This window comes from Pradoshia sp. Z6_59 (genome assembly GCF_058267515.1).
Genome location: NZ_JBZCPP010000026.1, coordinates 21,504 through 45,207 on the forward strand (window position 1 = coordinate 21,504; position 23,704 = coordinate 45,207).

25 protein-coding genes are annotated in these 23,704 nt (G+C 35.6%); 13 read left to right on the forward strand and 12 right to left on the reverse strand.

Features of this window, described 5'->3' with window-relative positions; genetic code table 11:
• Positions 1 to 177: 177 nt before the first annotated feature.
• From AC4D4B_RS18165 to AC4D4B_RS18175, 3 genes are all read left to right on the forward strand, one after another.
• A complete protein-coding gene (locus AC4D4B_RS18165) occupies positions 178 to 405 on the forward strand; it encodes a hypothetical protein (RefSeq protein WP_491000718.1) in 228 nt (75 codons plus the stop codon).
• 83 nt (positions 406 to 488) lie between these two features.
• Positions 489 to 899 (forward strand): four helix bundle protein, encoded by a 411-nt coding sequence (locus AC4D4B_RS18170; RefSeq protein ID WP_491000719.1) that lies wholly within the window; start codon positions 489 to 491, stop codon positions 897 to 899.
• Positions 896 to 1,261 carry a hypothetical protein gene (locus AC4D4B_RS18175; protein WP_491000720.1) on the forward strand — a complete coding sequence of 122 codons (366 nt, stop codon included), beginning with the start codon at positions 896 to 898 and terminating at the stop codon, positions 1,259 to 1,261. Before AC4D4B_RS18170 ends, AC4D4B_RS18175 begins: the two co-directional genes overlap by 4 nt.
• A 439-nt stretch (positions 1,262 to 1,700) precedes the next feature.
• Here AC4D4B_RS18175 and AC4D4B_RS18180 read toward each other — a convergent pair whose 3' ends face one another.
• Positions 1,701 to 2,816, reverse strand: a complete 1,116-nt coding sequence (locus AC4D4B_RS18180; protein ID WP_491000721.1) for a GTPase — start codon at positions 2,814 to 2,816, stop codon at positions 1,701 to 1,703.
• Positions 2,817 to 3,280: 464 nt separating this feature from the next.
• Between AC4D4B_RS18180 and AC4D4B_RS18185 the strand changes: the two genes are divergently transcribed.
• The 5 genes from AC4D4B_RS18185 (at position 3,281) to AC4D4B_RS18205 (ending at position 9,905) form a co-directional block, all read left to right on the forward strand.
• Positions 3,281 to 3,850, forward strand: coding sequence for a tyrosine-type recombinase/integrase (locus AC4D4B_RS18185; protein WP_491000722.1), 570 nt, complete (start codon positions 3,281 to 3,283; stop codon positions 3,848 to 3,850).
• A 120-nt stretch (positions 3,851 to 3,970) separates the two neighbouring features.
• Complete coding sequence (locus AC4D4B_RS18190; RefSeq protein WP_491000723.1) at positions 3,971 to 4,765, forward strand: TnsA endonuclease C-terminal domain-containing protein; 795 nt, start codon at positions 3,971 to 3,973, stop codon at positions 4,763 to 4,765.
• A 10-nt stretch (positions 4,766 to 4,775) separates the two neighbouring features.
• Positions 4,776 to 6,914 carry a transposase family protein gene (locus AC4D4B_RS18195; RefSeq protein WP_491000724.1) on the forward strand — a complete coding sequence of 713 codons (2,139 nt, stop codon included), beginning with the start codon at positions 4,776 to 4,778 and terminating at the stop codon, positions 6,912 to 6,914.
• Positions 6,907 to 8,397, forward strand: a complete 1,491-nt coding sequence (locus tag AC4D4B_RS18200; protein WP_491000725.1) for an ATP-binding protein — start codon at positions 6,907 to 6,909, stop codon at positions 8,395 to 8,397. The genes AC4D4B_RS18195 and AC4D4B_RS18200 overlap by 8 nt, the downstream gene beginning before the upstream one ends.
• Entirely contained in the window at positions 8,397 to 9,905 is a 1,509-nt protein-coding gene (locus tag AC4D4B_RS18205; RefSeq protein WP_491000726.1) for a TnsD family Tn7-like transposition protein, read from the forward strand. The genes AC4D4B_RS18200 and AC4D4B_RS18205 overlap by 1 nt, the downstream gene beginning before the upstream one ends.
• A gap of 175 nt (positions 9,906 to 10,080) precedes the next feature.
• Here the strand turns inward: AC4D4B_RS18205 and AC4D4B_RS18210 are convergent, their stop codons facing one another.
• The 3 genes from AC4D4B_RS18210 to AC4D4B_RS18220 all read right to left on the reverse strand — a co-directional run bounded on the left by AC4D4B_RS18210 (position 10,081) and on the right by AC4D4B_RS18220 (position 12,448).
• Entirely contained in the window at positions 10,081 to 10,311 is a 231-nt protein-coding gene (locus tag AC4D4B_RS18210; RefSeq protein WP_491000727.1) for a hypothetical protein, read from the reverse strand.
• 142 nt (positions 10,312 to 10,453) lie between these two features.
• Positions 10,454 to 11,650, reverse strand: a complete 1,197-nt coding sequence (locus tag AC4D4B_RS18215) for a hypothetical protein (RefSeq protein ID WP_491000728.1) — start codon at positions 11,648 to 11,650, stop codon at positions 10,454 to 10,456.
• Positions 11,651 to 11,731: 81 nt separating this feature from the next.
• The gene (locus tag AC4D4B_RS18220; protein WP_491000729.1) at positions 11,732 to 12,448 is read right to left on the reverse strand and encodes a C39 family peptidase; all 717 of its coding nucleotides are present in this window, start codon (positions 12,446 to 12,448) and stop codon (positions 11,732 to 11,734) included.
• A gap of 445 nt (positions 12,449 to 12,893) precedes the next feature.
• On the opposite strand from AC4D4B_RS18220, the gene AC4D4B_RS18225 reads away from it, so the two are divergent.
• Genes AC4D4B_RS18225 through AC4D4B_RS18235 form a run of 3 tightly spaced genes read left to right on the forward strand, consistent with a single transcriptional unit; the run spans position 12,894 to position 14,760 of the window.
• Positions 12,894 to 13,430 (forward strand): hypothetical protein, encoded by a 537-nt coding sequence (locus AC4D4B_RS18225; RefSeq protein WP_491000730.1) that lies wholly within the window; start codon positions 12,894 to 12,896, stop codon positions 13,428 to 13,430.
• Positions 13,431 to 13,444: 14 nt separating this feature from the next.
• Positions 13,445 to 14,332 carry a hypothetical protein gene (locus AC4D4B_RS18230; RefSeq protein WP_491000731.1) on the forward strand — a complete coding sequence of 296 codons (888 nt, stop codon included), beginning with the start codon at positions 13,445 to 13,447 and terminating at the stop codon, positions 14,330 to 14,332.
• A 41-nt stretch (positions 14,333 to 14,373) separates the two neighbouring features.
• Positions 14,374 to 14,760 carry a hypothetical protein gene (locus tag AC4D4B_RS18235; protein ID WP_491000732.1) on the forward strand — a complete coding sequence of 129 codons (387 nt, stop codon included), beginning with the start codon at positions 14,374 to 14,376 and terminating at the stop codon, positions 14,758 to 14,760.
• Between the two features lie 208 nt (positions 14,761 to 14,968).
• On the opposite strand, the gene AC4D4B_RS18240 is transcribed toward AC4D4B_RS18235, so the two are convergent.
• Genes AC4D4B_RS18240 through AC4D4B_RS18250 form a run of 3 tightly spaced genes read right to left on the reverse strand, consistent with a single transcriptional unit; the run spans position 14,969 to position 16,853 of the window.
• Entirely contained in the window at positions 14,969 to 15,805 is an 837-nt protein-coding gene (locus AC4D4B_RS18240) for a hypothetical protein (protein ID WP_491000733.1), read from the reverse strand.
• 18 nt (positions 15,806 to 15,823) lie between these two features.
• Complete coding sequence (locus tag AC4D4B_RS18245; RefSeq protein ID WP_491000734.1) at positions 15,824 to 16,330, reverse strand: hypothetical protein; 507 nt, start codon at positions 16,328 to 16,330, stop codon at positions 15,824 to 15,826.
• Positions 16,331 to 16,352: 22 nt separating this feature from the next.
• Positions 16,353 to 16,853 (reverse strand): hypothetical protein, encoded by a 501-nt coding sequence (locus tag AC4D4B_RS18250; RefSeq protein ID WP_491000735.1) that lies wholly within the window; start codon positions 16,851 to 16,853, stop codon positions 16,353 to 16,355.
• Positions 16,854 to 17,152: 299 nt separating this feature from the next.
• Here AC4D4B_RS18250 and AC4D4B_RS18255 point away from each other — a divergent pair, with 299 nt between their 5' ends.
• Complete coding sequence (locus AC4D4B_RS18255; protein WP_491000736.1) at positions 17,153 to 18,049, forward strand: hypothetical protein; 897 nt, start codon at positions 17,153 to 17,155, stop codon at positions 18,047 to 18,049.
• 384 nt (positions 18,050 to 18,433) lie between these two features.
• Here the strand turns inward: AC4D4B_RS18255 and AC4D4B_RS18260 are convergent, their stop codons facing one another.
• The 5 genes from AC4D4B_RS18260 to AC4D4B_RS18280 form a co-directional block, all read right to left on the reverse strand.
• Positions 18,434 to 19,102 carry an ABC transporter ATP-binding protein gene (locus tag AC4D4B_RS18260; RefSeq protein ID WP_491000737.1) on the reverse strand — a complete coding sequence of 223 codons (669 nt, stop codon included), beginning with the start codon at positions 19,100 to 19,102 and terminating at the stop codon, positions 18,434 to 18,436.
• Positions 19,103 to 19,106: 4 nt separating this feature from the next.
• Positions 19,107 to 20,363, reverse strand: a complete 1,257-nt coding sequence (locus tag AC4D4B_RS18265) for a hypothetical protein (protein ID WP_491000738.1) — start codon at positions 20,361 to 20,363, stop codon at positions 19,107 to 19,109.
• Positions 20,360 to 21,388, reverse strand: coding sequence for an ABC transporter permease (locus AC4D4B_RS18270; protein ID WP_491000739.1), 1,029 nt, complete (start codon positions 21,386 to 21,388; stop codon positions 20,360 to 20,362). Before AC4D4B_RS18270 ends, AC4D4B_RS18265 begins: the two co-directional genes overlap by 4 nt.
• Positions 21,389 to 21,479: 91 nt before the next feature.
• Entirely contained in the window at positions 21,480 to 21,914 is a 435-nt protein-coding gene (locus AC4D4B_RS18275; protein WP_491000740.1) for a hypothetical protein, read from the reverse strand.
• A 281-nt stretch (positions 21,915 to 22,195) separates the two neighbouring features.
• The gene (locus tag AC4D4B_RS18280) at positions 22,196 to 22,495 is read right to left on the reverse strand and encodes a hypothetical protein (RefSeq protein ID WP_491000741.1); all 300 of its coding nucleotides are present in this window, start codon (positions 22,493 to 22,495) and stop codon (positions 22,196 to 22,198) included.
• A 687-nt stretch (positions 22,496 to 23,182) separates the two neighbouring features.
• On the opposite strand from AC4D4B_RS18280, the gene AC4D4B_RS18285 reads away from it, so the two are divergent.
• A complete protein-coding gene (locus AC4D4B_RS18285; protein WP_491000742.1) occupies positions 23,183 to 23,572 on the forward strand; it encodes a hypothetical protein in 390 nt (129 codons plus the stop codon).
• Positions 23,573 to 23,704: the final 132 nt, after the last annotated feature.

Genomic DNA, 23,704 nt, shown 5'->3' on the forward strand with positions numbered 1-23,704 from the left:
CTGTTCTCCAATTTGGATGAAATCCTCACATCTTCATTGAACAAAATCACCCATTTTTTCTTACACCAAACTACAAAAAAAACTCAATAATGAGTGATCAAGGTTTGCAATGTTAGACATACAATGAACTTTCTTGGTTTACCCCAAAATAAGAAGTTTTGTAAAGGAGGTGAAACTATGAACGAGTTAGTAACAAGGACTCAAATGAATTATCGAAATTACAGGGAAGCAGTCTTTTTCAATGTTTTTGATGTTCAAACCATCTTATTGCAACTAGCAACAGAAGGAAGAGTATGGATGATTCAAGGGATGGCAGATCTCACCGAAGCTGAAACGATACTCATTAACCACTATTTGAATGAGAATAGAGAACTACAGATATATGATTTTGATCCTTCCCTTTAAAACACAACGAACCCCCCTCAAAAAAACACTTCAAAACCAGTAATCCCAAATTAAACGAAAATAAAAATAGGAGTGATGTCAATATGCAACTTACCAAAAAACAGGTACTTAATCCAAGAAAACTGGATGTTTATCAATGTGCACTGAAATTTAAGAGCCAAATCTCTTCAATGATTAAGGGTTTTCCTGAATTGGAGAAATACAATATGGTTGACCAACTGCGTCGTGCCTCAACAAGTATAGTGGCAAATATCAGCGAGGGCATTGGTAATCATTATTATGGGAAAGAGCGTGATCGCCTGAACAGTGCTCTGGGTTCTGCTGCTGAGTGCCAAAGTTTTCTCGATATGGCAAGGATGGAAGATTATATCTCACAGGAACAATATCGCAAGTTAGATGATGAAGCGGAAATCATATTCCAAATGCTTTTAACAAAGATTCGAGAGATTGATAAGATACTCGACCAAAAAGGCATAGAGGAGGAAAGGAAATGATAACAGAAGTAGAACATTTTCGTAAGATGAATCTTTACAAACAGGCAATTAGATTCACGCATTTGGTGTTAGAATGGACGGACATAAATCGGGAAGAAATAGATTTGCGGGAATTCAATCGAATCCGTGGAGCAGCTATGGAAATTCCAATTTATATCGCGAAGGCTTTTACAGAAACCAATGTTAAGAACAAATACAAAAAGCTTAATCGTGGTAAAGAATCTCTTCAAAAATTAGTGCCAGCACTACGAAATATTGGAATGGTTGACAGCGAAAAGAAGATAGTCCCGCTCTCCTTGGATTTGCTGAGATTGTTTAACGGGTGTTTTGGCATGCTGAATAGAAGGAAGAATGCTAGTTAAGGGTAAAGGTAGAATGCTTTACCCTTCTTTTACGTGAAAGGTGTAGAGATTACTGGAAACCTGCATTAAAAAGTTATGTATAGAGTTTTTAGAGACTTAATTTTGTGAGGATAGTATTGAACGGCGATCTATAGATGTGGATGTCATATTGTCTATATACATAACTTAGAGTTATTTTTAGAGATTATTATTTGAAATATGATTGACATTAAACATTGAAGTTAGCGGATGAAAATTATACGGTGTATTCCATGTGAAATTCTTGTATTTGGGATTTGTAGTGTTTCACTGTAAAGTGATACTAAAGTAAATGGATTTTTCATGAAAAGGTGTATATTAATAACTAAATTTATCTAAAAAAGGGGAGACTCCTTAGCTGGAATTCCCCATTTTATCGATTGTGAACTTTTTATTAATATCCAAAGCCAAAACTTTTTTATCATTTATTTTTTAACTCTTTTTCAAATTGTTCTTTTACCATTTTAGCAATATCTTCATGGGAAAGTTCGTCTAAATCTTCAATACTACTTAGTTTTTCACAAACCTTAATATAAGCAAATGCTAGGCTTGTTGTTAATGTTGATGCAACAGCACCATTAATAAGTCCACCGGCAAATGTTCCAACAGCAGGAATGAATTTGAGAATATTACCTACTAATGCCCTTCCAACAAAGGAAGCAGTGCCAGAACCTGCAATCGCTGAAATTATAGTTTGCATGAGTGCCCTGGAATTTGGAAAGCCAAATATGTTTGTTATTTTTGTAATTAAAGTTATTTGTATCCCTGCAAGGGCTATTGCATCTGAAAATGGAATTGGAGTAAATCCAACTCCGAAAGAACTAGCAATGAAACCAAGTGACCACTTTTTTGCTTGTTCCACTTTTAGTTTAATATCTGTTTTTTGAGCATTTACAAAGGCTCTTTTTGTGACTTCTGGAAGAACTTCAAAAGTTGCATGGACTAATGTACTTAATCCATAAGGAGGAACTACAAAATTACCCATAATTTTTTTAGGTGAGGCTAATAGTTTTACTGTATTTATAACAGGGAGGTTTAGGTTGTCTAATTGCTTGGCAAAGGCTTCATCATCACTAATACATTGTGTTAATACTAGGATGACAGGCATTTTCTTTGAGAATAGATGAATCCATTCAATTTCTTCCTCTTCTATTCGACCAGATTCGTATGAGATACAATACCACATCAAATGGATATGTTCATTTACATCATTGTTTTTTTCTCTACTTTCTATTTCTTCGATTATCTCATTTCTTACTTCTTCTCTTGCTATATCCTCCAGTTCAAGTCCTTTTGTGTCGAAAAGAATAACGGGTACCGATTCTTTGGATATTTTTTTTAAATGTTGTGTTACTGGTTTTCCTGTCCCTGTTCTAGCCATATTCTCTCTAAAAATAGAGTTTATCAATGTACTTTTACCAACACCTGTTTTTCCAGCAATCATGATGTTAGGTTTGATCATTTTTTTATAATCAGCTTCTAATTCTTTAAATATATCATCTAATGAAAAATCTTTCTTATTTGTAGTCGTCTCCACCTTATCATCTCCTGATTAATGTAAAATAAAAATATTAACATTTTAGACAATAAATTATTGGCTATCATTCTACTTATTTCAAACATTCCCTCTTTTTTACAAAAATACACTTATTTTAACATATTTACTGAGAGTATTTTAAAATGTTTTAAGAAAAACCGAATTAAATATTACTTACTTTGATAACTCTACCTATTGGTGTTATTAAAACTTTACAGAATCAGGTTGTGTAAACAAAGGAATGCTGATTTATCAGTACTCCTATTTTTTTTGATTACAGGGTAGCTGGTGAATCTTACTTAATCCTTAAAATCAGGTCATTCTGTAAAGTTATAGGCTAAAAGAGCAGAATGTGAGTAAAGCCTAAATCTAGAAGGTCTCTCTATTGCCTCCAGGCTCTTGTGGTTTCCTGAATCTTGGTATTAAAATGATTTGTAAAGGAACATTTGGAGGTGAGAATAGATATGAATATGGTTCAGCCAATTCGAGAAGAAAAACAACTTGAAGCAGTAAAGGGTTACTTACGTGGGAAAAATAAGAGAGACTACCTTCTATTTATGGTGGGCATTTCATCAGCACTTAGAATCAGTGATATTCTAAAACTTAAACTGAAGGATGTTTGGGATGGGAAAAAGCCATCTAGCTTTATAGAACTACATGAAAAGAAAACTGGAAAATACAAAAGATTTCCTGTCACTATCAATCTGTCTAAAGCAATTAAAGAATTTATGAAGGAATTCCCCGATAAAGATTTAGATGAATATTTGTTTATTAGTAGAAAAGGGACCAATAAACCGATATCTAGACAATATGCTGCGGGGATGCTTAACGATGCATGTGACATGGTGGGGATAAAAGAAAAGTTTGGTACTCATGGAATGAGAAAAACTTGGGGATTTTTCGCATTTCAGAAAGGAATATCTTTAGACTATATCTGTATAGCATTGAATCATAGTTCGATTGCTGAAACAAAACGCTATTTAGGTATTCTGCAAGAGGATCTTGATAATTTGTACTTAGAGGTGAATCTTTGAACTTGAACATCAGCAAAAATATAATAATAAAACTTGAAATTGACTATTGATAATCTATTCAAAAAAAACGAATCAGATTGTCTATAGTCAATTTTTTTATTCAAAAATGGAGGGAGTTCAATGGCTAGTAATCAATGGACGAAGAACACACTCGAAAGATACATAAAGGAAGGAAGGGGACAAGGCACAGGCCCCAATTACAAGCCTTGGAAGAATACTTATGAGTATTCCTCTAAAGGGAGGGTCTCAAGGATACTGGGAATAAAGACAAGACGAATTCATCAGCTCCACTCTGACAATCAGTATCGTGCATTCCTGTTGTTCGAGTTTCATTCGAAAGTCACAGATATCAGAGAGAGTTATCCCCTATTAGATGTTATGGAAGTTATAGATGATAGAAGAGATTTACGATTCGAAAAGTTTAGAGATAAGGAAACTAATGTCCAGTATATGCTCACCACGAGTTTTTTAGTGACTGTAAAAGATGAAGAGGGAAGAGAATCACATATTGCTAGATCGGTAAAGAACTCTTCAGAACTTAAAAGAAAGATTACATTTGAGAAACTCGAAATAGAAAGAAGATATTGGCTTGCTAGAGGTGTTGATTGGAAAATCATCACGGAGAAACAATTGCCGCGGCAACTTGCAAAGAACATTGAGTGGGTACGAGAAACCTTACTTCCAACAGAAAATGCAGAAAAAATAAATGAATTATCATCTTTATTGTATCGATTTTTAATAGAAAATCAGGATATTTCTATTAAAAATGTCTTGAAACTGTTTGATAAAACTGAGGGTTTAAATAAGGGAGAGGGGTTATACCTCTTTCGGTATTTATTAGCTAAAAAGGTAGTTTTGATTGATATGAACAAACCAATTAACCTTTCTGAAAGGGTAATAGAATTATTGAGTTGAGGGGATAAACATGGAATTAGTGGAGAATATGCTATTGGAATTAAATACCAACAAGACAGTGCGAGTAGTGTATTGTGATCGTCTTTCTTCTATATTATATGTCATCCAAATGAACACTATGAAATGGCCATTTTTAATTAGTATAGACAATATCCTTTTAGGTCTTAGTGAGGGAAGTGTTCATGTCATAGATAATGACCGGTATCAAATGAATGTGATTGAAGATGAACTAAGTAAAGCTGTAATACAAAGAAGGGACAAAGCATGGGAAATTGTCAGTTGTGTATTGCAACAAATTGATAATGAATCCGATACTTTTACTCCAAAATACAGAGAAAAAGCAATCAGAACGGCTTTGGATGTCTATGGAGTAAACTACTCCACTGTAAAGAATTATTTGATTCGTTACTGGAAAGGAGGAAAAATTCGAAACGGGTTGTTACCATACTACTCTAACTGTGGTTCAAGAGGAAAGGAAAGAAGAAGCAGTGAGAAAAAACGGGGAAGGCCAAGAAAAGATGCGACTATAAAAACAGGTGTGAACATAGATGCTAAGATTAAAAACTATTTTAAAACTGGATTGAATCGCTACTACTATAATGATCGTCAAAACTCGTTGAAACTCACCTATGAACTCATTCTAAGGGACTTCTTTACCGAAAAGAAGAAGGACCATTTGGGAGATGACATTTCGATTATTGAAAATCTATCCGAAGTTCCCACCTACCATCAATTTTTGTATTGGTATAGAAAGATGAATAATCCGAAAAAGGAGGTTATAAAACGAGAGGGTATGAGAATTTATAACCAAAATTATCGAACCATTATCGGTGATTCTACGCAGGATTCAGGGCTTGGCCCAGGAACGCTTTGGCAGATAGATTCAACCCCCTTTGATATATACCTAGTGTCATCTGCAAATAGAAATATTATTGTAGGTCGCCCAACACTTTACTTATGTATAGACATATATAGTAGGTGTATTGTGGGGTTCTCGATAAGCTTCGAACCTTTTAATTCGTATACTGGCGTTATGATGGCCTTGGTAAATAGTATGACTTCAAAGGAAGCGTTCTGTTCACAGCATGGTATCACATTGAATGAGAACGAATGGGATATTGCTGGTGTTCCTCAACGTATATTGGCAGACCGTGGGGAGCTAAATGGTAGACAAATCGAAAGTGCTATTGAAAATTTAGGAATCACCATACAGAATACGCCAGCTTACAGAGCGGATTATAAGGGGATAATTGAACAAGCCTTTGCTCAATTGAACCTCAAAGTCAAGCCGTTCACTGATGGTGTTGTGAAAAATGGGAGCACTGTTGTGCAAAGGGGTGACGGAGATTATCGCCTAAAAGCAAACATGACACTTGAAGAATTCACTAGAGTCATTATAAAGTGTGTTCTTTTTCATAACAATTATCACGTTTTAAGCCAGTATGTTTTGGATGAAATGATGATTGGTAAAGTTGAAAGAATCCCATCCCAGATTTGGCGGCATGGACTACAACATCAAAAGGGACATTTGAGGACTTTGTCAGAGGAGACAATGAAACTTCACTTACTCCCAACCGAAACGGCATCCATAACCGCTCGAGGAGTCAAATTCAAAAAGATGTTATATGTTTCGGATTATAGCTTGAAAAACCAGTGGTATCAGGATGCCAGAATAAATGGGTCGAGAAAAATCAAGATATGGTATGATCCACGAAATCTTACTCATATCTATACACTCAATGAAGAAAAGGAATTTCATAAATTATCACTACTTGAACACCTGACATTATATAAGGGGAAGGGAATTGAGGAAATTACTCAAATCATCAAATACGAAGAGAATTTAGATAGCAAGAGCAAGGAAAATGAAATACAGGCAAAAATGATATTGTTTGATGATCTCGAAGAAATTGTGGAAGAAGGAAGAAAAAATACCGTTGCTCAGAAGGATGACCGTATTAGCCGAACACAAAGGATAAAAGGGATTAGAGAAAACCAGAAAGTCGAGAGAGAACTACAGAGGAAGAAGGTAATGGAGAATGAATCACCTACAAGGGAAGAAGCTATTCCTTCAATTGAAGATAGGGAGGATGGACTCGAGATGTTTCGTTTGCTCCAGAACTTAGAGTGGGGTGATGAGGATGAGTAAGGTTATATATTTGCCCAATGGAATGGAAGCTATTCAGGCAGATTATATAGAATTTCCTCTTCAAGAGTTCAATGAAAATCCACTGATACAAGCATTACCCCCAATAGCAAACAAAGAGGAAATCATTAGAAAAATGATGGTTTTGCCAAGATTCCATAAAGATGAAAGAAATGTAGAGAGTTACTATCGCTTACATATGGTCAATAGATTATTTCAGTTGTTTCAACCATTACCAATTCATATTGACGTTTGGAGGATGGTTCAGTCATTGATCATACAAGGATATTCAGCAAGAAATCCATTTGATAAAAATTATCAAAGATACATAAATGAATCTGGCAAGGAAATCATCAATCGTTCTTTTGAAATCCACAGTAGAAAAAACTTCAGAACGACTGCTGGGTGTGGCACGTTTATTGGCTTTTCAGGAATGGGAAAGACAACGACGATTAATCGTGTGTTGTCAAATATACCTCAGGTAATCGTTCATAACCGGTATAAAGGGCTGCATTACAATCAGATTCAACTGGTTTGGCTTAAATTGGAGGCTCCAAGCAATTCAAGTTTAAAGGCGTTATGCTTACAGTTCTTCATGAAGATTGATGAGTTATTGGGCACAAATAATTATAAGAGGTATGTATCGAGGAATATGTCAATAGATGCCATGCTCCCTTTAATCAGTCAGGTAGCACACAATATAGGACTTGGGCTTTTACTAATAGACGAAACACAGAACATAAAAAATCGAGGGGCCGATCAAATCATGAACTTCTTCGTCAGTCTTATTAATACGGGAGTAAATGTAGCGTTGATAGGAACGCCGGGAGCTTATGATTTATTCGGAAAAGAATTAAGGATGACTCGTCGTTTAACGGGTAATTCAGAAATTATTTATAACAATATGGAGGATGGGGAGGAATTCAAATTCTTGCTAGAGGCCGTTTGGAAATACCAATGGACAAAAAAATACGTTCCTTTAAATGAACAATTTATAAAATTGTTTTATGAAGAGACCTTGGGGATTTCAGACTTGTTAATTAAGCTATTTGTCTATTCTCAACAGGCTGCCATTGAAAAAGGTAGCGAGGAATTGTCACTTGGGCTTATTAAGAAAGTTGCTAAAGAAAGATTTAAGCTTCTAAAACCAATGCTGGATGCGATACGGTCCAAGAATCCTCATAGAATTGCAAAATATGAAGACATTATGAGAATTGAAATTAGCCATGAGGACACTAAACAGTTTCCTTCGAACAGTAATAAGACTGTGGATACCCCTCCTAAAAACATTACGGTCGAAAAAGAAAAGAGGAACAATATTCCACCTATTGATTTGCCTAAAAAGATAGGAAGAAAAGTTACTGAATATGGAGATGATGATTTAAGAGGATATATAAACAAAGAATCAGAAAAGTCTCCGTATGAAGCATTAATGGAAGCGGAAATTATTGATGATATGACATATTGGTTAGAGGATGTACGGTAATGATTAATTTTTTCCCGATTTTATATGAAGATGAATTACTGTACAGTGCCATCAGCAGATATAAACAAACGTGTGGAATGGTTAGTAAACGTGCTTTAGAGAGGGATTTATTTAATCAAAGGCATGGTCAAAAATCTGTAGTATTCCCCACACATCTCACAACTCTTATCTCAAACCTTCCAATTGGCTCTGAAATAACTGTACAGGAGTTGATTATAAATCATACTTTGTTCCCCTTCTATACAGCCTTTTTGTCGCAAGAAAAGACAGAAGCAGCGTGTAGAGCCATGCAGGAAAACAATGAGTGTAGCATTGAAAACATGGTTGGGATGACCGGGAGTAAGGTAAAGTCTGGAGATTATCTTAGATACTGTCCTCTTTGCTTTCAGGCAGACTTGAACGAAAAAGGAATTAGCTATTGGAGAAGACTACACCAAGTACCTGGCGTTCTTTATTGCCCGAAACACAAGATTTTGTTAAAAAGTTGTGATGCAATCATTAATGATAGTAGAGCGGATTATCTCTGTGCTGATGAGGAAACCTGTAATAATGAATTGAAAGCAGACCCTTATTCTCAAAATGTAAAAACGCTAAATCTACAGTATATAGAGAATGTTAGCTATCTCCTAAGTGAAGACTTCTATAGGTGCGGACCATCCTTTATTGTTCAGTTCTATATAGATAGATTGAGAGAAAAAGGTTTGGCATCCACCAATGGAACATTGTTTATGACAAATGTAATCAAGGAATTTATAGCATTATATCCATCGGAGTATTTAGATTTGATGCAAAGCAGTGTTGATCTTGATACTGAATCGGATTGGCTACGTCTCTTTGTCAGAAGGACACAAAAAAATCGTAGCCCGGTAAGACATTTGCTGTTCCTTCAGTTTCTAGGGGTATCAGTAAGAGAACTATTTGAAGCAGAAGAAGTCATAGGAAGGAAGAGCGTTGTAATTAATCGTAAGCCCAGATTAGATTTAGAAGAAAGAAGAAAAGAATGGTTGCAATTAATTGAGGATAATCCAGCAGCGACTCGAAGTCAGTTAAAGAGAATAGGCAAAGGATTGCATACATGGGTCTATGTTAATGATAGGGATTGGTATAATCGTGTAACACCCATAACTCAAAAGAGACAGAAAAGAGCGGACAACATTGATTGGGAAAAGAGAGATAAAGAATGCCTGGCTCTTGCTAAGAAAGGTTATGAATTTTTAATGAATATGGAAGGGAGGCCGATAAGGATAGTCCCAAGTAATATAAGGAGAGCGGTTGGTGTTAAGAGGTGGTTCTATCATGATAATTTAACGAAAACGAGACAATTTCTTATGGATATTTATGAAGATATAGATGAGTATCGTATTAGAAAAATAAGGTGGGCTATAGAAGACAGGATAAGAAATGGGGAAGCATTAACTCACTACAAGATAGAGATTCATGCAGGGTTTGGAGGAGGGGGGAGATGGATCAGAAAGCTAACAATAAAGCTCTTAGAAGAATATATATAATAACATCATTTAGTACCATATAAAAAAGGGTTAACTCTTCAATTAACAGTGAAAGAGCGGTCCCTTTTTTGTTTTGATTATAATAACAAAATATTAACCTGACTTCCAACCATTTATCGAAAATACCTTCCTCATATTTTTGATATATCGTTTATTTGCAATATTAACCCCAGGTTCATTTTTTTAAATCAGTCAAATCGAGCAATACTTTTTCTTTATACTCATTATATTTATTATCTATATACAGTATACCTACTAACTCTAATAGTAAGCTAATTGGAATATCCATGATGACTTTTCGTAAATCATATGGGATTCTTTGAAAAGGAATGAAGTTGATTACCTGAGAAAAGGTCATTAAATCATGTGGTGCTTCGTTGAAAGAAAGTGTGACTGTCCAGTTCATAGATAGAGACAAAAAAATCAGTCATTCTGACCGTAGAATGACAGAAGTAAGGATGGGGGGAGACCTGAATGGTTGTCTTTTCTATACTTCATTGCTAACGATTCAAGAAAGAAGGATGGATCAAATAATCCATCCTTTTTTCTTATTGAATGTTTACCACATAAAAATTTAAATTAACTTGGTCTCCATCGCTCTCATAAACACTATAAGAAAGTATTCCGTTTGTATAAACAGGTTTAGAAGTGCTGATTATTGATTTTGATATGGGACTGGCTATACCCTTTGCTATATTTAGAATATAGATTTGTTCCATTCCGCTACGAAAAATCAGGGTATCTTCATTGACATAAATCGGGGTATCAAGTGTTGTATTAATAGAATCATCTTTGAAAATCGTAGCTTGGTTCAGTTTGTTTTTATTAAAGATATAAAGGGAAGAACCATTTGTATATGTGACATAATCGTTATGATAAGTAAAATCAATAATTCCATCTTCTGTTGCAATCACTTTAGATTTTTCACCATCTTCATTTAGATTTAAGGTGAATTCCTTTTCACCATTTTTAAAAATAGATTTATAAAGAAGATAATTTTTAGAATCTAAATTCTGTTGAATAATATGGTAGATGCCCTTACGTTCTTGACTTTCATCTAATACATCTTTTTCTTTTATGGAGAGTTTCTTGGACTTGGTATCATAAAACATTAATTGAGATTGAATCGTTTTTGTTTCATCATTTGCTGTGTATTTTACCCAACTAAGTGTACCATTTCCGATACGGACGGCAGGAGTGGGTGTTTCATAATAGCTTCCGCCTGTATCTATCTCAGAAACTTCGAAATTGGATAAATCTAACGCTTTGATTTTCCAATCCACATCTGTCATTTTCCTGGTATCATATTCGGACCAATATAAAAATCCATCTTCTCCTGTCAAGTTTCCAATTCCATCATTTCCATTCGTCTTATAAATAGGCTGACAGGTTCCTTCATTTCTATTAAAAAGCATAATGCGAGTGTTATGAGTATCTTGAGAATCAACGAATATTATCCCGTTATCATCGACATAATTAGGGGCTGTCATTGACTTCACACCACATTTTCCGCCACTGATGGAATATTTCTTGGTTTGAATTTGATTTTCCGTCCAGCTAGACAGATGTTCAATATACGTAATTTCCGACTTTTCTTCGACTTTATTCGACTCATTTTGAGGAACAGGTTTCTCCTCTTTTACCACTTTTTCTTCCTTTTTGTTCTCATTAATGTCTGTTGAACATCCAGTTATAAAGAATGCCATAACTAAGACTAAAGATTGATATTTACGCATTTTGCTCATAACAGCACTCTCCATAATGAAAGATTTACATGCAGCCCAAATGGCCGATCTGATTAAGACCAGCCATTCAGGAATATTGTATTAGTAAAGTAAAGCTTTTCTAAAATGGGCGTTATTAGCATTATAAACACCCTTATGAGGATGCCATACATTACCTAATGTGACGCCTCTACCGCCTTGGTCAAAAGGATCAGTTAAACGTATGAGAGCACTTGAGCTCGTTCTTAATGTAGAATCTACTCCTGACACGTTTAATATATGCCCCTCAACTCCACTGGTGTATTTTGGCATGTAACTTGGAGTGATCTTCAAATCTAATACCGGTGGATAATTTTTACTTAAAGAAAAATCAATTTTGTCGGACCAGTTAGAATAGGAACCAATTGAAATGTATACATAGTTGTTTTTAGATTGATTTTTATTTAAGATATTGTCTACTAATGAAAAATCTGAACCATCAGTTGTGGTTCCTAATTGAGAGGCGTAAGTAGCTTGAGAACTTGATGAACCTTTAAGGAATCCAACTACTTGTTTTACTGTAGCGGGACCGCACCAATAGTTTTTTTCTTGCTTGTAGGAAGGAACCGCAATCGTTTTATAAACGCCATCTGGATCTGCCAGAATATTCACCTTGGTGTTGATGGCGGCTTCTTTTTCTGCTGCTGCTTTTACTTGTTCTTCAGATTTTATATCTCGTGTAAAATTTGGGTTATCTCCAGTCCCCGCTGCATGCGTGTTGACACTAGATAACGCAAATAAAGAACCAACTAAAATTAAACTTATCGATAATTTCCTCATATAAACCTCCCTTTTCCTATTATGATAGCGGCCGCTACTTAAAAAAATTTTACATTATATGTAAGAATATTACTACATTTTCCAATCTAATTATTTCGACAATATAAACTATACCCGACAACATATTTTGACGAAAAGACTTCAACTTGAAAAATGCTAATTCTTCCAATTCTGTAATGGCAGTCAATTCAACTGTGTCTCTCTTATTCTTTAAACATAAACTGTTTAAGAAAGCTTGTAATATGATTTCTCCAAATAAATGACTTTTTCTATAGGTCACGATTTATTTTCCAATGAAATAAAATGGAAAATTAGTATCGTTGATAGACTGGTTAAAAAGTACTTATCTTTAAAAGATTTTGAATTTTATGGATAATAAATACATATTATGGTAATATTTTAGTCGAGAGTTAGACAAAATAGAGCTAGAAAGGAGAAAAAATTGGTGAAAAATAGGAAATTAGGATTTTTTGCAGTTTTTAATTTGATGGTACTATTGCTCTTAGTAGGGAATACACCAGGAGTAAATGCAGCACCTATTGGAGGAGGCAGTAGTTATCAATTGTTTGACAACGACCATGGTTCTAAAGGCAGTTCTAACAATGCAATGGAAGGAACCTGGACTTATGGAACTTATGGGAATGATTACAAAGGGGACCATAGGTTGGCAAAAAATAGAGGAGCAGAGTATGAGTGGAGATTTAGTAAAAACTCTGGGCAACGACAATATTATGCATATTTACGTCATCCAGATTTCGTAAATCCATCTGCTTCTTACATGGTGTGGACACATAGCCTGACATCCGAATTGTCATGGAGTAATAATGTGGGCAATATTAATCAGAATACTGCCTATCCAGGTTGGAATAAAATAGGAAGCAAGAAATCATATGACTCAGACACAAGATACTTTAGAGTAATGTTGATTAATGGAAGTTATAAAACGGGTGCAGATGCAGCCGAAGTAGATTTCTATAAATAAAAAAGGGGGATACTATGAATAAGCTAAAAGTGACAATCTTGGCTACATCAATCCTTGTTGGCGGAACCGTATTGGGTTATGGATTTAATAACCCAGAATTGTATGCCAAGGCAAGTGTGGATCAGAAGAAACAGGATAGCGTGAGTGCCAAAGATGAATTAAAACTAAGTCCAAAAGAGGACATTCAAAACAAAATGTATAACTCAATTGATAATTTTAAGAATCTACAAGGTCGATTCATCTACGGAAGCGATGCAATCGGTGACAAGTTTGTTGTCGATTATCAAATACAACAAGGAAATGACTCCTTCACCCATGTAAAAACCTCCTCATCAGAAGGATTGAACGAACAATTTTATTCTGGAAAAACGAATGAAGTTACACGTGTCAATCACTCAGCAAAAGTAGCAATTAACTCCTATGTGCCTAAATCCGCAGAAACTAACACAGTGAATACAGATGAAGTGCAAGACCCTCGTAAAAAAACGTATAAAAACGAGGATGGAGAGAAGGTCTTCGAAAGAAGAGAAGACACTACATACCTAGATGGAGTGGCTGCCACTTCGATATTCCCTCAAGATATAGCTGCGTCCTTTTTAGAGGATTATAGCAAGTGGGACATCGTGTCAGAAAATGAGAAGATTAATGGGCTTCAAGCTGTACTGATTCAAGGGACATTAAGTGACTATTTCCAAGAAAAACATAACGCAAAAACATTTAAACTTTGGGTTCATCAGGACACAGGTATCTTGTTAGCGATGGAAGAAATTGATGAAAAAGGCGAAGTAAAAGAATTTATTGAGACAGAGAACATTCAACTTAATCCAAGCCAAAGTGTACATGTCCAACAAAGCCTTTCCATCCCGTCTGATTATGAAAAAATCGGGTTTGGCATGAGATAATGAATAAAAAAAGTCTAACTCTCAAATTTTGTTTGTTCATTATGTTAGTATGTTTGCTAACCGGTTGTTCTCAAACACCTTCTTCTAATAGTTCGGAAAGTACAGGGGTTCGGGAAGATGTCTTATCTTTAGGTATCACTTACATCAATACGATGATAGACAGTGTTAACGATGGTGATATGGAAATTGAAGGAAAATTAGAGGACCTGGCTTATGAATTAAAAGTAGTCTGTATTGAAAACAATGACTATAAAAGCTTTTCGGATAAAGAACTAAATTTTGTCGATAAATTAGGGGAAATCCGTATTGCTTATGAAGACGTTGTGTTTGCTCTCAATCCCCAATATAACAAAAGTAAAAAGCAAAGAGAGGAAGCTCTTAATGCCTTTAAGCAATTAACTTCACGTTTTCAGGATGATTATGAATGAATCGGATGACATAAGGAAAGGCACCGTCTTTTTGGGCAGTGCCTTTCTTGTAACTATTTCTCAGACATATGAGATAGTGTTTTTCTGCTTCTGTAATCCATTATTGCTTTTCCCGTTAAAGCTATTGAAAAACAAAACCCCGGATAGAGGCACTTTTTTTCAGTGTCCTCTATCCGGGGAATACTTCAAATATGTTTGGCCCTTTTTTCTACTCTACAGATAATGGAGAGTTTTTCTTTTTATACTTTGCTGGTGCTTCCGCTTTAAAATCAGATGAATGGAAAGAGGAATCCACCTTAAATTTTGTAGTATTTAGGCTGGTCATAACCTCGTTATCCTTGCTATACTCCTCTAACTTTAATAAGATACCGCGATTTTCATCAACCCACAATTTGAATGTTTCTGCCTGATGTTTTTCAGCATAATATTCATTAAATGTTCCGTTTATGATGACCGCGTTTTGTCCAAGATACTTAACATTCCCACTTATTTCCCACTTTGAATAATCCTCTAAAAATCCTAGAGCTATCTCTTGAGGAAATACGGAGACTGAAGCAGCTGACATATAGGTGGGATCCGTCCGATAATTATATACTTTTTCATTTTTCTCCGAATGGTCATATCTTGATTTGATAGATTTGTCCGCTTTTTCAGATTTCGCCTGTACCTCTATAGTGTTTTCATCCATTTTATATTCTTGGTAGGATTCCTGTTCCGGGAAAGATTCAACAAGCGTTTGGCCATCATAGACAGAATTGATTTCTTGGATACTATCCTTAATTTTAACATTTGAACGATTTCCATTTCTTGTTTGAACCTTGTAATCTACGGAATAATTAAAATCAGCAGGCTTACTTTTATAGACAAACGTTCCTTGAGCACTTTTAAAATAATCAATGCTATTCAGCATTTTGGAATGAATTTTTTCTTGATTAACCATCACCGTTTCAGCGGCCTTGGCGGTGTCTAATTTTTTATCGAGAGAATATATTCCTACACCTGTTAAAAGAGAAAATGTAACTGCAATTGGAATCAACTTTTTCATAATAACCCACCTATACGTTTAATTTTTTACAAATTTTATCCCATCTGCACCTGTTTTAGCCCCAGACACTCCCTGGTCAGAAAGCCAAATATTCGGAGCAGAGTTCACATATCCAAATCCAACATAGTTCCATCCTCCCGGGGCATTATATTGGTCAACATATTTTGTTATAGTGGAGTTGTTAGTCCCTGAGAATTGATAACGAGCCTTCGTATTCGTGAAGTTTGCATTGTTTAAATAAGCGTAATAATAGTGAGATGCTTTACAGACACCACCAGGAGATGTCCAACTATATGCCCCATCTCCAGAAGTATTCTTAGACAGTCGATAATCGCCTCTATAAGAACCTGAGTGCTTTGTGTAAGTGCTAAAACCTTCTCGTATTGTTAATTGGTTTGGGTCATCATTATCTTCGTAATAGGTTCCACAAGCCGCTTCCGCAGATGAAATACTGGTAAAACTGGCTATTAAGCCAAAAAGAATAGCTAGGGATAAAACACCGAATCCTTTAATCGTTTTTTTCATAATAACCCTTCCATCTGTTTATTTATTTTGTTGAGAATTTAATTCCATCTGCACCCGTTTTTCCCCCATTAGAAACAGAACTAAGAGAGAGGTATGGTTGTCTATCGTTGAGTCCAATACCAACATAATTCCATCCTCCGGGAGCATTGTACTGATCAACAGTCCTATATCCGTCACCGCCACTAGATATTTGAAAATTATATCGTGCGGCTGTATTGGTAAAGTTTACATTGTTTAAGTAAGCGTAATAATAGACATAACCTTTACATGAACCTCCTGGTGACCACCATTGGTGAAACTGGTCATTAGCAGATTTCGTGGATAATCGATAATCTCCTCTATAAGAAGCTGAGTGCTTTGTGTATGTAGTAAACCCTTGACGATACGTTCCACCATTTGGATCATCGTTATCTTCGTAATAGGTACCACAAGCTGCTTCAGCAGTTGGGATATCGGTGAAATTGGCTATTAAGCCAAAAAGAATAGCTAGGGATAAAACACCGAATCTCTTTAAAATGGTCATATTCCATACCTCCTAAGTGAATATCAAACGTTAAAAATTACTTGGTGCTTTCAGCAGATGCTCTTTATCTAGCATGTATGTAGGAAAATTGAAGTAATCATTGTTGAGGTGTTACTCTGACAAATTAGTTCGAAAAATAGTCAAAAAGTCCATTTATCAACCCCTTTGCTCAAATAAATATTTTGAATTACTCAACTATTTTACCAATTCTACCAATTTTTAACAAGTATTTTACAAAAAAAACCATATTTGTATTTTTTAATGATATACTCATTCACATAACGGAAAGGGGGAGAATCATGAATAAAAGAATAGGAGTATCGATTGTTTTATTCTTAGCCATACTTTCAACTCTTTACTTTGCTTTTTTTGAGAGTAGTTCGACTGAAAAGAAAGGAGATGCTGCTCAATCAGTACAAAGAAAAGAACAAAACAACAGAGTAAAAGAAGTAGAAGTGGTGACGGAAAGCGAGAAGCAGAATGCTTACATTGTTTTTGAAGGATATTATTACATGAAAACTGGTGAAGTAGTGCCTGAATCAAGCTCTCATTGGGAAAAGGTTGGAGAAGTGAAGCGAATAGGAGACTGGGAGATTAAGAAGTCTGGGGATTCAAATGAAGTACCACCTGGTCCTATTTATCAGATGGATGGGAAAGACAAATCCATCATCGCAGCCAAAGGTGCTTATTTTGAAGATGGAGCAAATAAAGAAGGCTATTTGCTGTTTAAAAAGGATAAAGAGGTAGCAGAAACAAATCCTGATACTATTCAAAGTGCAGTTTCAGACACAGATGAATTATCCATAGCGTTTAACAACGTAAAGAAAAATTTCCCTGATTTTTATGCCTTTATGAACGATGACAAGTATCAATTAAATTTATTAAATTCCTTAGAAAACTATGACTCAATCAAGATGATTTATCTGTTACCTGGACAAGACGAAAATTCCATTTTGGTATTAGAGTATAGGGATAAGATACCTCCCGATTCTGCTTTTCATAAGAAGAAAAAACCCCCAATAGAACAGAATGAATTAGACATAAACAAAATGAATTGGACAATTTATAAAGACCAGGAGGGCCTATATTTAGCCGTGACCTCATTCAACCAAAAACACTATGAGATTCAATTTGCTGGAAATGTTGAACTTTCTTTTGTAGAAGAGTCTTTAAATTTATTCCATAAAGTAAATTAGGTATTAAAAAAACCGCTCGTCCTTAAAAATGGGTAAGCGGTTTTTTTACAGATAATTTGATTACGCCTTTTGCTTTTAAAAAGGCTTCTATTTGTTTTAGGAGTTTCTGTATTGGTAAAGTTTACATTGTTTAAGTAAGCGTAATAGTAGATAATCCTTACATGAACCTCCAGGTGACCACCATTGGTAAAAATGATCAGAAGCAGATTTCGTGGATAATCGATAATCTCCTCTATAAGAAGCTGAGTGCTTTGTGTATGTAGTAAACCCTTGACGGTGCCTTGTTACCATTATCTGAAATACTCCTTAATTACACAAACTTTTCCAGTTAGAGCTTGTTCGAGGTATTAAAAAAGACAACCTGATTATGTCGCCTCATTTTATTCATCTATTTTCGTTAATTTCTCCATCCTTTAGATGGATTGTTCGATTACATCGGTTGGCTACGGCTTGGTCATGGGTAACGATAATCAACGTCATTCCTTCTCGATGTAAGCTTTGAAATACCGATAATATCTCCGACTCAGTCTCTATGTCCAATGAGCCAGTCGGTTCATCTGCAAGAATGATAGAAGGTTCGTTAGCTAACGCCCTAGCAATCGCCACACGTTGGGATTGTCCTCCTGAGAGATTATGAGGGAACTCATATTCCTTATCTGACAGATTCATTTGTTTTAATAAGGCCTTCACACGAGCATCAATTTCTTCCTTTGTCTTGTTGCCATATTTGAGCGGCAATGCAATGTTTTCGTGAATCGTGAATTCTTCTATCAACGCATCCTTCTGCAAGACATAGCCGACATTCTGTTTTCTCCACTTCGTTACTTCTGATTGGGACAATTTCTCTAAGTGAGCCTCTCCCACTAAAATTTCACCGTTTGTTGGTTTTTCCAAGCCAGAGAGTAAATGCAAGAGAGTAGACTTTCCGACCCCACTACGACCCATGATGGCGACCATTTCCCCGCGTTCAATGGATAAGTCGATTCCTTTTAAGACTTGAAGTAGTCCCTTTTGTGTTTTATAGGTTTTTTCGATATTTTTTATATGTATCATCCAGTCACACCTTCTTTAACCATTCAACTAAATTCATACGTTTCATTTGTATTACTAATGGGATAAAGCCAATCAGCAGGAGTATGATCCCCACCCCGGCAAGCCCCAGGTAATAGGTAGCAGAAAAAATACCTATGAATGACATCAAAACAAACACTGTACAGAGTGAAAAGATGACGATTAAAACCATTTCCACGAATAGGTACGTGAAGATATTCTGATAAGCTGCTCCGGAAATCAAGTAAATCGCATATCTTTTCATATTTAAATTCCATTTACCAAGCGAAGCAATGGCTACTCCTACTACCGTAAAGCAAGCAAGTATGGAAACTAACGTAAGCAAAAGAATCTTATTTTGTTTCAGCATGCCTATGAAAATGGAAACAGAATTATCATTGGCCCCAATAAGTTGATATTCGTTGAATCCAACCTTATCTGTGATGGTTTCTAATGCCAAACGGGTTTGAATGGGATCCTCCTTCGTATAAATGTCTCCATTGACTGCATTTAAGTAATGTTTCTGCTGAAAGCTATGGAAGGTAACATCTTTGGTTTCCGGGAAATCCAAAAACGGTACCACCATGAAACGGTCTAAATAGAATTCAATTTCACCATTATTCGGAATCATGACATCCCTTTCAAGGATTCCTGTGACGACAGCTTTAAATGGATAGTTTAAATAATTTATCGTCAATTCGTCTCCCAAACTGTATGTATCCTTATATTCTGAGCCTAAAAAGATAGGTATGGGTGTATCTTCTTTGTAGATATAGTCATTTTCTTTCGGCAGGCTTCCTTCGGACAGTTTAATAAAACGTTCAATCCCCTTCTGATTAACTTGTATGGCTTTAGGGAAAGAATGCCCCATATATTCTGGTTGTATCGCATTATCTTCATATCCATCCAACAATTGTTCTTTTCCTTTGTAGTCCACCACCCCAATGGATTGATTGTTAGAAATCATATAGGAGAATTGCTGGGTTTTCGATAACTCCCGGTATAATTTCTTGAAGACATCCAATTCGGCGGGATTGTTCCAATATGCCTCTTCTCTCTCTCCTGTCAATTCATCAGAAAGTTGATAAATATTCTGACCGTTATATTGTGCTAAGTAACTTTCCGTTTTCGTATCAACATCAAACCACTTAACATACAGAACAGAGAGTAATAACAATAATGAAGTCATTACAACGTATAGGAGAATAGAAATCATTCGTTTTTTCCAAAGGCTGATCTTTAACTCTTTCAACAACTGACTCATGATTCGTTCAACACCTTTAATGTTTCTTTATTCGTTATCCTATAAAAAGCTATGGCAAGCAAACAAATATTTAATAGAACGTAAAGAGAAAAGCCACTTCCCAAATAAGTTCGGTACATTCCATCTCTTATTAAGTCAAATTGAGGGTCTAGCCCCACATAACCCAGGCAGCCAATTCCCGCTCCAATCAAAAACATTATTCCATATTGAATAGAAAGCTGCTTGATAATCAGATAAGTAGAGTGACCAATTAATTGATGGACAGCTACAAATCTCTGTTTTCTATGTATCCAAAACGAGACCAACAAGGAATGAATCCCTATCACACCTCCTATTAACAATAGATAGATTGGAAGAGATGAAACGGAGGAAATTCGTCCAGTTCCCTTTTTACCTACTTCTAATGTCAATAATGAGGCAGGATTGTTAATTTCCTTTATTTCCGAAAAGATATTGTTTGTTTGATTCCTTCCGTTAAGAACGTAAGGGACCGAATTCCCTTTTTCCTGTTTTTCAAAAGCGTCCAGATTAATAAAAGCTTCTTTGTTCATATCAGACTCTATCGGCGGACCTAAAATTCCGATTACTTCATATAGCTCTCCCTTGAATTCAATGTATGTAGCACCGTCTATTTGCTGGATATCGTCATAGTCCTCGCCTATTAACGCGACCTTCTTTTCTCCAAAGTAATCCTCTTCCTTAAAGGAACGGCCATCCTTAACAGGAAGAAAGATATCTAATCCATGATTGAAGACTGCATGAATTCTCCCGGTTGAATCGATTCCTCTCTTTAACAATAAAAAAGCGTCATCTATTTGTTCATTCATTTCCTTTAATTTCAAACTTTCGTTTTGTTCAGCATAAAACGTAATGCTGCTTTTCTCGGATAAATCATTTGTATAAATATCAAGCATTTCTTGTTTTTGAGCATTCAATATAGTGAATAAAAGTACCAAAAAAGTCGTAACAAAAAAGAAGAGAATTAAGAGGTTTTCAGTTTCCCATTTCTTCACCAGTCTGTTCATTCCATACATCCTTATTAGAGAAATGAGTGGCTAAACTGTAGCCACTCATTTCTGCTATATTCTATGTAAACTCAGCGTTGCATGTTATATATTACGAACCCCAATACGTCTTTGCTACATAGGTACTTAGGTCCTGTGATACAGATCCAGATAATGCTGAAGATGTTCCTGTACCCCATTTTCTTCCACTATCACCTTTAATGCTACCACCACTGTTTTCGAATCGAGCCCTTGAATAGTGATATTTACAAGTCCATTTGGTGTTTGCCTTGACCTTCCATAAGGTTCCATTACTATCCTGAGCAATCTTTTTAGCTGTATGACTTTGCGGTTTGCTTGCTGCCGAACATCCATCTGGAACCTCAACTGCCCGAGGTGCAATTGTGTTAGAAGAGGAAGTAGGAATAGATGGATCTGAATACCCCTTGTCTTCCGACCAGCCACCCGTCTCAGCTGCACCCAAAGAAGGAATGGCTAAACATCCTATCATAGCAGCCATGAAAACTAACTCTTTTATCTTTTTCATCACTTTTCACCTCCTTTAAATAAAGTTGAAGTCTTAAAAAATACATAGTAATAAGACCCAGAACTAATTTACCACATATTGTATTTATTTGTAAATATAATATTCAGAAATATCAAAAAAAGACAGTCGTCCCCAGCTGCCTCTCTTTTTACAGCTTGATTCCCGAAGAACCCCACTTAACTCGTTTTAGATTTTGACTTTGGATTTTTTTTCTGAAAGATTCAATTCCTTGTTTTCGCTCTTATTCAATAGAATGGCGAATTCAAGGCTATCTTCTTCTTTCAAAGATAAGCTGGCAACCCCTTTGGCTGTTTTGCCTTGGGCGGGAAAGCTGGGGCATCAATGCTCGCCACAAATATTCTATGTGATTTAAGGATTACTTCTGATTTGGTCGAAGAGAGAGCTCCTGCATAAGTTAATTCATCCCCATCTTGAAGTCTAGTGCCGGCTACCTTTAATCTAGTGGAAATTAAATCTTTTCTGATACTTGTTTGGACCAGCCCTGTTTGGTCACGAAGAGGTAGGTGTCTTGTTCCATTTTCCCCATTGTGGTGACGAAGATAGGATGTTTTTCTGCTCAAACCTGCCAATGTTGAATGGTGGATCCAAAAGACTATCTATACCCAATGCAAAACTGAATCATTTGAGTTTAGCTCTAAAAGGATAAAGACAGTTTTACAAAGACTTGGATCATCTGAATTAATGAGTGAGAGGCAATACTGAAAATGCAAGTGGAAATGATACTGTTAGTTGATTATGCTGTACTTAGAAATAGTAGTTTTCAAGATGAAATTAAAATTTTGGAGAATCATAAAAATACGTACCGTTTACACATAAAAAAATACCAAAAGTAAAAACATGATCTATCTGATACACGTTGTTCTGAAGCGGAGATGGCAAAATGTGTCTTTTTTATTCAGCCATTAGCAACAATCATTACTGACAAGACAAAACCCGTAGATAAATATTTAAATGAGCTATCTATACCATTATATTTTCACCTAGAACGTCTTCTTTCTCCTATGTAACCATAAAATAAAGTTTTCCGATTTCCGGGTTTTTTTCATATCTCCCCGGGTTCCATCCAATACGAATCCGGGCTTTTTTCTGTTCTCATTCTGCATGAACCAGAAGGTAAGTTTAGCCATTGTTGCCCAAAATATATCTTTATCATGAGACCTTGTTGTTAACACTGTTCTAAACTTCGTTAAGATATATCCGATATATATTGGGTAATTTACAGAAGGAATTAGAAAGTAGGCGTGTGTATGGTATTACTAATTTTCATAGCATGGATAGTGATAGTACTCATTAATATAGAACAAGATAAAGAAAAGAAACATAAGCTAGAGCGAGAAAAATACTGGGCCTCACCAGAAGGTATAAAAGAAAGGCAGCGGCAAATAGAAGACGGTGATAAGGCAAGAAAATGGATGGATTATATCGGAGCCGTCAGAAGCTTTAAAAAGAGGCATCAGTGGTGTTGGTATTGTAAAGCCTCAATAAACATAAAAATTAATACGGATGAACGAATTTACTTTAACAATAAACAAGAGGAAGAACAATTTAATAGAGAACTATTTAGAATAGTCTGTCCCCAATGTTATTGGGTTAAATGCGATGATTGTAAATCATGTGGATGTGGGAAAATACGCTAAAGTATAAACTGACGGATTCCCCTTAATTTAATGATATGTATCTGATTTTCTCCTATGTAACCATAAAATAAAGTTTTCCTAGACATAATAAAGTTTTCCGATTGAGACTCGGTTTTCGGTAAAATAAAGTTT